The organism is Mitsuokella apri, from assembly GCF_051886055.1.
In the GTDB taxonomy this organism is placed as follows: Bacteria; Bacillota; Negativicutes; order Selenomonadales; family Selenomonadaceae; genus Mitsuokella.
In genome coordinates, this window is the sequence record NZ_JBJEXT010000026.1 from 1 (window position 1) to 12,422 (window position 12,422).

The following is a 12,422-nucleotide window of genomic DNA, read 5'->3' on the forward strand; positions in this document are numbered from 1 at the left end:
TTGCCGAGGTCCTGCTGCTGCGTCACGACGATGTTGAGCTGGTCGCCGGCGCGCAGCAGATAATCCTTGGTGTTGAGTGCGGGCGAAGCCTCGGGGCGCGGCGTCGCGGCCTCTACCTGCTTGATGATGTCGGACTCTTTAAGTTTTTTCTGCTTTTTGGGCTTTTGAGTCTGCGTGGACTGAGCTGCCTGAACCGGCTGAACTGGCTGCGCGGACTGGGCCGCGGCCATATCGGCGGCAACGCGGCTCGGGTCCTCGTAGGAATATGAAGAAGAGGCGGCGAAAACTTCGGGCGCGCTGAGGGCCAGACAGACGGCCAGCGCGAGCATGGATTTTTTAAGCAAGATACGTTCCCTTCCTAATATATAGAATCGATAGAGATGAATGCGGATTGATAATTGATAAGTTCGGCTGCGTTCAGCCAAACAGGCGGCTGAAGAAGCCTTTTTTCTTTTTTTGCCATTTTTGCGGGACATCGGGATAGAGCACCCGGCCCTTCAGGATGAACCCGGCGTTCTCTGCGGCCTGCTGCCAGAGGCTTTCTTTTTTCTCTTTGGCCGCGAGCTTGTCGAGGACTTCGTGGGCCTCGCGCAAATCCGTCGTGCGGAATTCGACGCGGTGGCCGTCGCTGCCGAGGAAGTGAATGAGGCCGTTATGATAGAGTTCTTCGACGCGCGTCTGGCATTTCGGACCGAAGTAGCCCGTGAAACTGCCCGCGTTGCACTGGTAGAGGATTCCCTTTTCGGCCCAGCTCAGCAGGCGCTCCTTGTCGGCTAAAATTTGCGGGAAACGCTCGATATGCGCGAGGACAGGCCAAAAGCCCCGCAGCTGCAGGGCAAAAAGCATATGTTCCGCGATGTCGGGCTGGGTCTGGTCCGTGAACTCAAGCAGCACGTAGGGGCTGCCCGCCAGGCAGTAGTCGCGCGAGCCTTTTTCAAGAAAGCGCATGACGTCGCCGTTGAACTCGATTTCCGCGCCCGTATGGATGCGGATGGGGATTTTGGCGTCCGCTGCGGCTTTTCGCAGGGCCTCGGCCTTTTCCTCAATCGTCTGCCAGGCGGGAATGACGCCGTGCCGGTTGACATGGGGCGTCGCGATGATGTCCGTGACGCCCGAGGCGACGGACATGCGCAGCATCGCTAGGGACATTTCCATATTTTCGGAGCCGTCGTCGATATTCGGCAGAATGTGGGAGTGAATGTCAATCATTTATCAAATCGTTCCTTAATGTAAAAGATGTATTGCAAAATGATTTATCTCAGTGTATAAAGCATACTGTTTTGACAGTATGAACGCTTATTATAATAGCACAGGCAACGGGCTGTGACAAGACAGTTTTCTTCCTATATATAGGAGATTTGTCACAGGCAGGCCGGATTTTGGCACGAAGGTTTCGCTAACGATTATTAAAAAATTTTTATGATGCCAGGGCCCGCCCTGCCGATATGTCTGATTGCTTGAATCATAAATACCTGATATAATTGATAATTAGATATCTGTGTTGTCTTTTCGTGATTTTTCAAAAAGTTTCCAAAGGAGTATTATATATGATTTTGAATCGCAAATCCGTCGAACTGCTCGCGCCGGCCGGCACGTGGGATGCCCTCGTCGCTGGCGTGGAGTCGGGTGCTGACGCCGTTTACCTCGGCGGCAAGCATTTCAACATGCGCATGCACGAAGGCGGTTTTAATTTTGACGATGCCACACTCAAAAAGGCCATCGACTACGCCCATGAGCACGGCGTGCGCCTTTATGTCACGCTGAACAACCTCATCAGCAACGAGGAAATCCCGGCGCTGCGCGAATACCTCGCCTATCTCAACGAAATCCGCCCCGACGCCATCCTCGTACAGGATTTTGCCGTGCTCGAGCTCGTGCATGAGATGGGGATTACCATTCCGCTGCACACGTCGGTCATGATGAACACGCACAACGAGCACGCCATCGAGAAGCTCAAGGAATACGGCATCACGCGCATCGTCGTGGGCCGCGAGATGACGCTCTCCGAGCTCAGCCTGTTCCGCGAACGCACGGGCATCGAGGTCGAGTACTTCATGCACGGCGATATGTGCATCAGCGAGTCGGGCCAGTGCATCCACTCGGGCGTGCTGTTCGGCCAGAGCGGCAACCGCGGCCGCTGCCTGAAGCCGTGCCGCTGGGCGTACAAGCTCATCGACGAAAATACGGGCGAAGTGCTCGACGAGGACAGCGAGGGCCCGTACAAGCTCGCACTCAAAGATATGTGCATGTATAGAGCCATCCCGCAGCTCATTCAGGCCGGCGTGTTCTCGTTTAAAATCGAGGGCCGCATGCGTCCGGCGAACTTCATCCGCCGCATCGTCTCGACGTACCGCAAGGCCATTGACGCCTACATCGCGGACCCGAACGGCTACACGACGGACGAGGAAGGCTGGAAGAATCTCTACGACAACCGCGCGCGCGATTTCACGACGACGTTTGCGTTCGGCCAGCCCGGCAAAAAGGACATCGGCTTCACGGGCGAGCGCGAGCCGCGTTTCTTCAGCCACGCCGTGAAGGAAGCGGGCTTCCAGGACGAAGTGCTGCGTCAGGAGCGCGACATCGAGAAGGAAAATGCCCCGCACCGCACTTTGTCGGTCCGCGTCAACACGATGGAGTCGGCCAAAGCCGCGATTGACAACGGCGCCGATACGATTTACGTCGGCGGCGAGGCCTTCCGCCCGCTGCGCCCGTGGAAACTCAAGGAGTATGCCGAAATCCTCGCCTACGCGAAGACGCACGGCGGCGCCAAGGTCGTCGTCAACACGCCGCGCACGACGATGCGCCGTGAGTGCGGCGAGCTCGAGCAGTTCTTTACGGAGCTGCGTGACATCCGTCCGGATGGCCTGATGGTCAGCAACCTCGGTTCGCTGAAACTCGCGAAGAGCATCACGGACCTGCCGGTGCAGGCCGACCTTTCCTTCAACCTCTTCAACCAGCTCGCCGCGAAGTTCCTGAAGGAAAACGGCCTCACGATGGCCGCCACGTCGTACGAGCTGTCTTTCGAGCAGCTGCGCGAAATCGTCGAGACGTCCGAGCTGCCCTTGGAGACCGTCGTGCACGGTGCCTACGAGTCGATGATCTGTGACCACGACTTCCCGGCCATGAGCCTGCCGGAGTTCAACGAGCTCGACAATCCGGAAATCCTCGACCGCCACTATGCACTTCTCGACACGGCCGAAGAGAAGCACCCGATTCGCATCGACCAGTACGGCCGCAACCACATCCTCTTTGCCAAGGACCTCTGCCTCTATCCGTACCTCGCGAAGTTCAACGGCCTCGCCTCGTACCGCATTGAGGCGCAGGACTACACGCCGGAGCTCACGGGGCTCGTCACGAAGCTCTACCGCGAAGCCCTCGACAAGCTCGCAGCCGGCGAAAGCAGCGATGAAGCGCTTGATTCGCTCGCCTTTGAGGAAGTCCGGCAGAAGAGCCCGCGCGAATTCGGCCTCGGCACCTACCGTTTCCGCCAGAGCCGCAACTCGATTTAATTCACGGTGAAAACTGGGGCTTAGGGGCAGTCTTTGGGGCTGCCCCCGAGCTTTCTATTTATAACATTAGGAGGGGATTTTTTTGGCTGAAAAGCATTACATTGGACCGGAAGCCATCATCGAGAAGAAGAAAAAATACATCATGCCGTGTCTCGGGCATTTTTACAAGCATCCGCGCGAAATCGTCCGCGGCGAGATGCAGTACCTCTACGACAGCGAGGGGCGCAAATACCTCGACTGCTTCGCCGGCGTGTCCGTCATGAACTGCGGCCACTGCAATCCGGAAATCACGAAGAAAGTGCAGGAGCAGGTCGGCACGCTGCAGCACGTCTGCAACATTTATCTGACGGAAAACTTCGTCAACCTCGCCGAACGCCTCGCCGAGGTCACACCGGGCGACCTGCAGAAAACGTTCTTCTGCTCGACGGGCTCCGAAGCCACGGAAGGCGCGCTGCTGCTCGCTTCGATTTACACGCATAACAGCGAGATTATCGCACTCAGGAACGGCCTGCACGGCCGCACGAAGCTCGGCATGAGCGTCACGGGCATCCAGATGTGGCGCACGGACGAAAATCCGGTCGGCGGCATCCACTTCGCCCCGAACCCCTACTGCTACCGCTGCCCGCTCGGCAAAAAACCGGACACCTGCGACCTCGCGTGTGCCAATGCCGTCGAAGATTTGATTCAGACTTCTACCGCGGGGCATCCGGGTGCCTTTATCGCCGAGACCATTCAGGGCAACGCCGGCATCGTCGTGCCGCCGAAGGGCTACTTTAAGCGCGTGAAGGAAATCCTCAAGCAGCATAATACGCTCTTTATCGCCGACGAAGTCCAGACGGGCTTTGGCCGCACGGGCAAGATGTTTGCCATCGAGAACTTCGACGTCGTGCCGGATATCATGGCCTGCGCCAAGGCCCTCGGCAACGGCGCGCCGATCTCCGCGTTCATCGCGCCGGCCAAAATCGCCGACACCTACACGCGCCCGGGTGCCTCGACGCTCGGCGGCAACCCCGTCTCGACCACGGCCGGCCTCGCCGTCCTCGACTACATCGAGTCGCACCACCTCTGCGAAAACGCCACGAAGCGCGGCGAGCAGCTGCGCGCAGGCCTTAGGGAGCTGCAGAAAAAGCACCCAATCATCGGCGACGTCCGCGGCCTCGGCCTCATGACCGGCGCCGAATTCGTCCACGCCGACAAGAGCCCGGCAGCAGCCGAACTCGACGACGTGCTTGAAACCCTCAAAGACCGCGGCTTCATCATCGGCAAAAACGGCGTCGCCCGCAACGTCATGGCCTTCCAGCCGCCTCTCGTCATCACCGAGGAGAACGTAAACGACATCCTCAACGCACTGGAGATGGTGCTGACGAAAAAGAAGCTCTGATGCATAGGATGGTCGAGGCAAAGTGCTGTGAGGTGAGGCAAGGCGCTCGAGGGGGCTTGCGGTGACGAGATAGGCTTAGCAAGGGGTCGGGAGCATATATTTCGGCTTCGGCGCTCCGTTAAAATGGACTCCATGCGGCGGTGGGGCGGATTTAGCAGGTTCGCCGCCTGCCGCGGCGTTCCGACATCGCCGGATTTTGTGAGTATGAGGTTGGAGTCCAGCCCTGCGGGCAGTCACTGCGCGCCTGCAGGCGAAATATATGCTCCCTCCCCAGCTGGTTCTTGCTTACATGGATCGCTTTGCTGCGCTCGCTCAGTGCCTTCCTTCGATGCGTGCGGTGCATACCTGCCTCGATTGATGGGCCTGCAGCATGAAAGCGGCTTATTTCTCCTTTCATGAGGAACAGCCCTAAGCGGAGCGACAGCGAACGCGCCTCGCCCCCCCCCCATCCGCTCCCATCAAAAACGCAAAAGAAAGGCGGAGCGAAGCAAACGCCGGCAATCTCCGCCGCTCCGAGCCCTGCAAGATAAAAGAAAAAGACATAGCAAAAGCGGCTGCTTCCAGTTTAGAAAAGGAAGCAGCCGCTTTTTTGCGATAGATAGCGGAAAGCAAAGTATCCCGATAACCCGCGATGTAAGCCGCGCTGAACTAAGGGCGGGGGAATATTTTCGCCTGCAGGCGCTGAGCGACCGCCCGCAGGGCTGGGCCCCGAACGAACCGCAGCGAGGTCCGCCCGATGTAAGAACGCCGCGGCAGGCGGCGAAGCCCCTAAAATCCGCTAAAGCCAGTTGGGGCCCATTCAGCAAAGCGCCGAAGCCGAAAATATTTCACCGCCCATTTGCCGCCCGTCACCTCTCGCTATCGTCCCCCTCGCCATCGCATTCATGCTCGTGTTCATGCTGATGCACTTCCGCCTGCTGCTGGCGCAGTGCCTCGATGCCAATCTTAAACTCATCCATCGTCAGCTTGAAATAAGGCAGCGTCTTCAACGCCTCGTACACTTCCTGCTGCGATTTCGCCCCGTCGAGTTTTTCGCCGATGCTCTCCTCCGTCAGCGCGTGCAGCAGAATATGCGTGATTTCCTCAATAGCTCTCTGTTCCTCACTGTAGTTCTCGCTCATCTTCCTGTTCCTTTCTTTATTACAAATTTCTTACTTGCATTTGAACGCAATTGCACCGTTTTCCCATTCATAGTATAATGAAGATATATTAAAATGAAGAGGTGCTATAATGGCAGATAGATTTTATGATTTGAAGATTGCCGGCCTCACGCGCAGGCTGCCGGTACTCAATGTCACGGACGAGCTCGCGATTGCCGGCTTCGTCATGCTCGGCGACCTCGAGCTCACGGACGCCTGTGCGCGCGAACTCGCGAAAAAAGTGCCGCCCGAGACCGACTACGTCCTGACGGCCGAGACGAAAGGCATTCCCCTCGCCGAAGAACTCGCCCGCGCTCTCGGCATGAAGCGCTACATCGTCGCGCGCAAGTCCGTCAAGGCCTACATGGAAAACGCCTTGTGGGTCGACGATGTCTCCATCACGACCAAAGGCACGCAGAAGCTCTGCCTCGACGGCACGGATATCGAGCGCATCAAAGGCAAAAACGTCCTGCTGCTCGATGACGTCATCAGCACGGGCGGTTCGATGAAAGCCCTCGTCGAGCTCACCGAAAAAGCCGGCGGCAAGGTCTGCGGTCAGGCCTGCGTGCTCGCCGAAGGCGACGCCGCCAAGCGCAAGGACATCATCTTCCTTGAGCCGCTGCCGCTTTTTGACGCCCAGTGATTGGTCCAATTTTACAATGATAAGACAAAAACCCGCGGTAAGGCGGGTTTTTCTTATGCAAAATCATGAAAAATCGGGGCAGCCTGAAACAATCAGAACTTAACCGATACGCCGACACCGACGCCGTTTTCGCGGCTGCCTTCATCGGGTTTGAAGTTGTGGTAATTGACATTGAGGTCAACGTTTAAAAGCAGGTTCTTGTTGACACCGACCTGTGTCTCGTTGAAGTCCTTGCCTGCGACGTACGAAGCATAGGCATCAAAGCCCATGACGCGCGGCGTGCTGACTGCAAGACCGGCAAAGGCGTTGTTCTTGTCATTCGGCAGATTCCAGCGGTAACCGCCGATGATCTTGAGCTCGGAGCCCACGACATCGTACTGGGCATACGCATCCTTATGATCGCCCTTTTCGTCGCGGTCCGCATACTGGAAACCGACCGTGGCCTTGTCCGTGACCTTATGTTCAATATAACTTTCTTTCGTGCCAACGCCCACAGCCGTCTCATGACCAGTCATCTGGTTAATCGGCTGCGCCATGGCATAAGAAGAACTGACGAGGAGCAGGGCCGCCGTCAGCAGTGCTGATTTTTTCATATTCTGTCCCTCCAAAACAAATCATACTCTTACAGAATAAGACTACATGATTTTGCGGGAAGTGTCAAATTAAATTTGCGCTAAGTATACTACGATGCTTTCATCGAAATACTCGGTTTCGCGATTGCGTGCTTCTCTTTGGGATACACGCTCGGCAAAGACCATAGCAATAAAAAATGACCGCCAGGCTCTCAAACTTTGCGGTCATTTTGACTAAAAGATAGAGGACAACCGTCTACGGTGGCCTTTTTTGTACATTTAAATTATATCATTTCCACGGACGTATTGCAAGAATCGGCTTATTTCGTCCACGTAACACTGTTCTGCAAAAGACTCTTGCCGTCGGTCCGTGTTGCCGTATCCATAGAGCCCGTATCCTTGTAGTTAATATTCGGCTGATTTTTGACTGTTGTCGCGTCGCCGCTGTAATAATGCGTCGTATAGGTGCCATTGCCATTCGACACGATACGCACGCCGGTCCAGCCGCTTTCCTCGCCCATATTCATCTCATACATTTTTAGCTCAGTGGCATTCCACAAATTCTGGAAAGACGTATATGCATTCCCATTAATGGAAAGCAGCGCCTTATTCTTATAAGCACTTGGACTTGCGCCACCATCTACATTGTAGCCATTGCCTGACTGTTTATTCGGATCCTGCTGCACATCAATCTCAATCCATTGATTATCGCCCAATTGGATGACTCCGCCTCTGATGGCATTTTCCAGCGCATCGGCCAAACGATTCTGCACGCGTTCCTGTTTCGTCGAATTACTGGCAGCCTCCTGAATGGCCTCCGACACATTAAAGAATGCCTCTCCTATCGCGTTGGCCAGCCCGTTGCTGTTAAACAGGGCCACGGCCACGCCGACTATGAATGCGAGAATTAGCGCATATTCGACAATGCCCTGTGCTTTTTGCTTTTGATATGTCATTTCATGTCACCTGCATTTAGAACAAAATGATATATTTCCTCATCTTCATTATAGTATGCAGGCAGAAGAAATGCCAGCAAAAAAATACTAACGCAAAAAGTCATGTTACGAGATTACAAAAACCAAAAAGGGACTGTCACAGTGGGCAGTCCCTTTCTCCATCCTGATTTAAATTTTGTTTCAGGCCATAATCTTGCGGAAGAGGTCTTTGACCTGTTCCTTCGTGGCTTCGCGCGGGTTGCCTGGGTAGCAGGCGTCCTTCAGGGCGTCTTCGGCGAGCTGGTCGAGGTCTTCTTCCTTGATCTTGTCGAGGGTCTTCGGGATGCCGACGTCTTCGGAGAGCTGCTCGACGGCCTTGATCGCGGCCGTGCGGTATTCTTCCTGACTCATCTCGTCGACGCCCTCGACGCCCATGGCGCGGGCGACTTCACGCAGGCGTTCGCCCGTGTATTCCTTGTTGAATTCCATGGAAATCGGCAGCAGCATGGCGCAGGCAACACCGTGCGGCGTGTCGTAATGGGCCGAAAGCGTGTGGGCCATGGCATGGTCGATGCCGAGGCCGACGTTCGAGAAGCCCATGCCAGCGATGTACTGGCCGAGAGCCATGCCCTCGCGGCCCTTCGGGTCGTTCGCGACGGCGAGGCGCAGGTATTTCGCAATCAGGTGAATAGCCTCATAGTGCATCATGTCGGTCATTTCCCAGGCGCCCTTTGTCGTGTAGCCTTCGATGGCGTGCGTCAGGGCGTCCATGCCGGTCGAAGCCGTCAGGCCCTTCGGCATCGAGGACATCATGTCGGGGTCGACGACGGCGTAGGCCGGGATGTCGTGCTCATCGCAGCAGACGAATTTGCGGACCTTCTCGGGATCCGTGATGACGTAGTTGATGGTGACTTCGGCAGCCGTGCCTGCCGTCGTCGGCACCGCAATGGTCTTGACGGCGTGATGCTTCGTCGGCGAAGCGCCTTCGAGCGAGCGCACATCGGCAAATTCCGGATTGGCGATGATGATGCCGACGGCCTTGGCCGTATCCATCGAAGAACCGCCGCCGATGGCGATAATCGAGTCCGCGCCGGCTTCTTTGAACGCCTTGACACCGGTCTGGACGTTTTCGATCGTTGGATTTGGTTTGATGTTGGAATAGAGCGTATACTCAATCTTATTTTTTTCGAGCAGGTCCGTAACCTTGGCCGTGACGCCGAATTTCACGAGCGACGGGTCGGAGCAGACGAAGATTTTCTTGAAGCCTTCGCGCTCGGCAATGCCCGGAATCTCTTCAATTGCGCCTTTGCCGTGATACGATACCGTGTTGAGTACAATGCGGTTTGCCATAATAAACATCCTCCAATCTCACATTTTCCGCTGTGATTCTTTTTAAGAATCTTTTCACAATGTCTATTATAGACCATTAATACGGCAAAATCAATGATATTTATGTTGTTTTATGGGAAATATTTTCGTGATTTTCCTTTTATCTTTCGTGTCCGTCCAAAATCCGCCCTGCTTTGCTTCATCCGGCCTTTATGATATAATCGGGGTGTATTTATCTTCTATTATATTGTATATTGGAGAAAATTATGCGTCTAAAACATTACCGTACTTCCATTATCCTCGCGGTGACGTTCACGATTCTCTTGTCGACGTTCTGGTTTCTGCCGCAGCTCGCGTTCATCATTTTTATCTCGCTCCTGCTGCAGCTTTTGCTGACGCCGTTTGTCGACCGTCTCGAACGCCGCCTGAACCGAGGGCTCGCGGCGGCCATCGTGCTGTTCTGCTTTATCGCCATCTGTGCAGGACTCATCGTGCTCGTCTCAAGCACGTTTATCCCGACGTTCACGAACTTCGTCACGGATTTCCCGCAGATCACGGAAAAGCTGCAGGAGTCGCCGCTCTTGCACAACAACGAGTACCTGACCGACGAATTCAATCAGTTCTGGCTCGAGCTCAAGGCCGCGAGCGTCGACGCGCTGAAATCGTCGCTGACTCTTTTGCTCTCGATTTTCAGCAAATTCATCGACATGGTCATCATCCTCTTTGTCACGTTTTATCTCCTCAAAGACGGCGATGACATCAAGGTGTATCTCGCGAGCCTTTTCCCGACCGACGATTACAGACGCGTGCTCGCGCTCTTCAACCGCATTCTCTCGGCCCTGCGCACCTACATCTGCAGCCAGCTCGTCATCTGCTGCCTGACGGCCACGGTCGTTTTCCTCTACTTCACGGTGCGCAGTCTGCCCTATGCCTCGGTCTTCGCGATGGTCTCGGGCATCAGCGAGTTCGTGCCCGTGCTCGGGCCGACCGTCGCTTCAATCTTCGGCATTCTGCTGACGGCCACGGTCGACCCGTGGATTGCCGTGCAGACGGCCGGTTTTTACCTCATTCTGACACAGGTCAACCACAACATCGTCTATCCGACGCTGATTGGCAAATCGCTGAACCTGCACCCCGTCGCGATCATCCTCGGCATCATCCTCGGCGGCGAAGTTCTCGGCCCTGCGGGCATGTTTCTCGCCGTGCCGTTCATCGTCATCTGCAAGCTCGTCATCGAGGATATTTACAGGGACCGCATCGAGACCATAAAAAATCTTCATGAGTCAAGGTGGCTGGCCAAGAATCATGAAGACAAGTGATTGAATATGAAATTACAGCAGCGCTTTGCAAAGACTTGGCAGACTTAAATGCCCTCGCCGTCGAGTCCCGTAAAGCGCTGTTTTTCGGTGCGCTCAATCTGCATGAGCCGGCCCTTGCGGATGACGAGCACGAGTTTTCCGTACTGCAAAAGGCGAAATTCCTTGCGGATGCGCGCGGCGAGCTCCAAAAGCGCCTTTTCCGAATAAGCGCTCTCGGTGTCAGCCGTATCGTGCCAGCAGTCAAGGCGCCTTTTTTCGTTCCACTCGACCTGCATGAGCACGCCGTCCTGCGCGACGAGCACCATCTCGCCAAAACCAATCGTGCAGAGTCCGTGCAGGACGTATTTCATCGCCTTCGGCGGGATCTCCCCTGCCTGTAATCTGAGTCCGGCCATTTCGAATCGCTCCCCTTGCTGTCTATATCATATCTAATATATATGTTTTCTATTAGTTAATAAAAGGATACTATAGCGCAGGGGAAAAGTCAAGGCAAAAAAGAACTGCCCGCCTGTATCTTCAAGGCTCCGCAAAGGGAATCCTCGAAGTTAGGACGGACAGTTCTTCATTTCCGGTAAAGATACCGGCGATATGCAGCATTTATTTGATGACCATGACCGGAATCGGCGATTCCTCAACGACTTTCTGGCTGACGCTGCCGATCAGGGCGCCCTTAAAGAGGCCGAGGCCGCGGCTGCCCATGATGATGAGGTCGCTGTGTTCCTCCGCAGCTACGCGCATGATGGCCTTCGGGATGTTGCCGGTCTCGACATGTTTCGATGCCTTAATGTCTTCCGGCAGCTTCTCCCAGATGCGGTCAAAGACGATATGACTCGGGATATCTTTGTTGATATTGCTGGCAACATAGACAAAGTCAAGATCGGCATGGCATTTCTGAGCAAAGAAGATTGCCTCATCGACTGCTTTGCAGCCATTGACGGAACCATCGACTGGTACCAAGATTTTCTGGATTCTGCCCATAAATAAAACCTCCTAACCGAAGTAGATTTCTGATTATAATGTGTATTTCGTGCTCAGGGCGGGAAAATCCTTCTTTTATCTTGTTTTTTTGTGAGGATGCGAACATATTTTTTGGAGAGGGTTCTGCAAAAAAAGTGTTGACAAAAGAGATTTTAGCCAGTATAATATCATTTGTGACTACGGGATGTGGCACAGTTTGGTAGCGCGCTTCGTTCGGGACGAAGAGGCCGCAGGTTCGAATCCTGTCATCCCGACCATTTGAAATTTGAGTCGTCAGCTTAGGCTGGCGGCTTTTTTCATATTCGTAAAAAATATGTTGACAAAGGATGCTGTGGCTAGTATAATATCACTTGTGACTACGGGATGTGGCACAGTTTGGTAGCGCGCTTCGTTCGGGACGAAGAGGCCGCAGGTTCGAATCCTGTCATCCCGACCATTTGAATGTTTAGGTCGTCAGCTGAAGCTGGCGGCCTTTTTGTATGGAAAGATTATGCGTACTAAGCAAAAAGCTGCCCCAAAAGGGGCAGCTTTTCTGCTAAAAGAAACGTCTGTAACTAGGGCCGGGGGAATGTTTTTCGCCTGCAGGAGCGCAGTGACTGCCCGAAGGGCTTGGCTCC

At 54.7% G+C, this 12,422-nt stretch carries 12 protein-coding genes and 2 tRNA genes; 6 read left to right on the forward strand and 8 right to left on the reverse strand.

From position 1 onward, the window contains the following. The coding region (locus ACI4OH_RS02560; RefSeq protein ID WP_439784104.1) for a hypothetical protein at positions 1-344 on the reverse strand (344 nt) is incomplete at its 3' end. Between the two features lie 73 nt (positions 345-417). Then, the gene (locus tag ACI4OH_RS02565) at positions 418-1,209 is read right to left on the reverse strand and encodes a tyrosine-protein phosphatase (protein WP_439784105.1); all 792 of its coding nucleotides are present in this window, start codon (positions 1,207-1,209) and stop codon (positions 418-420) included. Positions 1,210-1,547: 338 nt separating this feature from the next. Between ACI4OH_RS02565 and ACI4OH_RS02570 the strand changes: the two genes are divergently transcribed. Both ACI4OH_RS02570 and ACI4OH_RS02575 read left to right on the forward strand, forming a co-directional pair. Then, positions 1,548-3,509, forward strand: coding sequence for a peptidase U32 family protein (locus ACI4OH_RS02570; protein ID WP_439784106.1), 1,962 nt, complete (start codon positions 1,548-1,550; stop codon positions 3,507-3,509). A 142-nt stretch (positions 3,510-3,651) separates the two neighbouring features. Next, on the forward strand, positions 3,652-4,890 hold the full coding sequence (locus ACI4OH_RS02575) for an aspartate aminotransferase family protein (protein ID WP_439784109.1): 1,239 nt from the start codon (positions 3,652-3,654) through the stop codon (positions 4,888-4,890). 848 nt (positions 4,891-5,738) lie between these two features. Here ACI4OH_RS02575 and ACI4OH_RS02580 read toward each other — a convergent pair. After that, positions 5,739-6,011 carry a hypothetical protein gene (locus ACI4OH_RS02580; protein ID WP_432647272.1) on the reverse strand — a complete coding sequence of 91 codons (273 nt, stop codon included), beginning with the start codon at positions 6,009-6,011 and terminating at the stop codon, positions 5,739-5,741. A 109-nt stretch (positions 6,012-6,120) separates the two neighbouring features. Between ACI4OH_RS02580 and ACI4OH_RS02585 the strand changes: the two genes are divergently transcribed. Beyond that, the gene (locus ACI4OH_RS02585; RefSeq protein ID WP_435720691.1) at positions 6,121-6,672 is read left to right on the forward strand and encodes a phosphoribosyltransferase family protein; all 552 of its coding nucleotides are present in this window, start codon (positions 6,121-6,123) and stop codon (positions 6,670-6,672) included. A gap of 92 nt (positions 6,673-6,764) precedes the next feature. Here the strand turns inward: ACI4OH_RS02585 and ACI4OH_RS02590 are convergent, their stop codons facing one another. The 3 genes from ACI4OH_RS02590 to fucO form a co-directional block, all read right to left on the reverse strand. Next, positions 6,765-7,265, reverse strand: a complete 501-nt coding sequence (locus ACI4OH_RS02590) for a hypothetical protein (protein ID WP_439784107.1) — start codon at positions 7,263-7,265, stop codon at positions 6,765-6,767. A 299-nt stretch (positions 7,266-7,564) separates the two neighbouring features. Continuing rightward, positions 7,565-8,200: a Flp family type IVb pilin gene (locus tag ACI4OH_RS02595; protein ID WP_435720692.1), complete on the reverse strand. Its 636-nt coding sequence runs from the start codon at positions 8,198-8,200 to the stop codon at positions 7,565-7,567. Positions 8,201-8,380: 180 nt separating this feature from the next. Continuing rightward, positions 8,381-9,529 (reverse strand): lactaldehyde reductase, encoded by a 1,149-nt coding sequence (fucO, locus tag ACI4OH_RS02600; RefSeq protein WP_432647266.1) that lies wholly within the window; start codon positions 9,527-9,529, stop codon positions 8,381-8,383. A 245-nt stretch (positions 9,530-9,774) separates the two neighbouring features. On the opposite strand from fucO, the gene ACI4OH_RS02605 reads away from it, so the two are divergent. Then, entirely contained in the window at positions 9,775-10,827 is a 1,053-nt protein-coding gene (locus ACI4OH_RS02605; RefSeq protein ID WP_439784108.1) for an AI-2E family transporter, read from the forward strand. A 44-nt stretch (positions 10,828-10,871) separates the two neighbouring features. On the opposite strand, the gene ACI4OH_RS02610 is transcribed toward ACI4OH_RS02605, so the two are convergent. Beyond that, the gene (locus ACI4OH_RS02610) at positions 10,872-11,222 is read right to left on the reverse strand and encodes a DUF2292 domain-containing protein (protein WP_435720694.1); all 351 of its coding nucleotides are present in this window, start codon (positions 11,220-11,222) and stop codon (positions 10,872-10,874) included. A 202-nt stretch (positions 11,223-11,424) separates the two neighbouring features. Further along, positions 11,425-11,805 carry a universal stress protein gene (locus tag ACI4OH_RS02615; RefSeq protein WP_432647263.1) on the reverse strand — a complete coding sequence of 127 codons (381 nt, stop codon included), beginning with the start codon at positions 11,803-11,805 and terminating at the stop codon, positions 11,425-11,427. A 180-nt stretch (positions 11,806-11,985) separates the two neighbouring features. Here ACI4OH_RS02615 and ACI4OH_RS02620 point away from each other — a divergent pair. Together ACI4OH_RS02620 and ACI4OH_RS02625 are read left to right on the forward strand one after the other, a co-directional pair. Further along, positions 11,986-12,062: transfer RNA gene (locus ACI4OH_RS02620), tRNA-Pro, on the forward strand. A 102-nt stretch (positions 12,063-12,164) separates the two neighbouring features. After that, a tRNA-Pro gene (locus ACI4OH_RS02625) sits at positions 12,165-12,241 on the forward strand. Positions 12,242-12,422 lie beyond the last annotated feature (181 nt).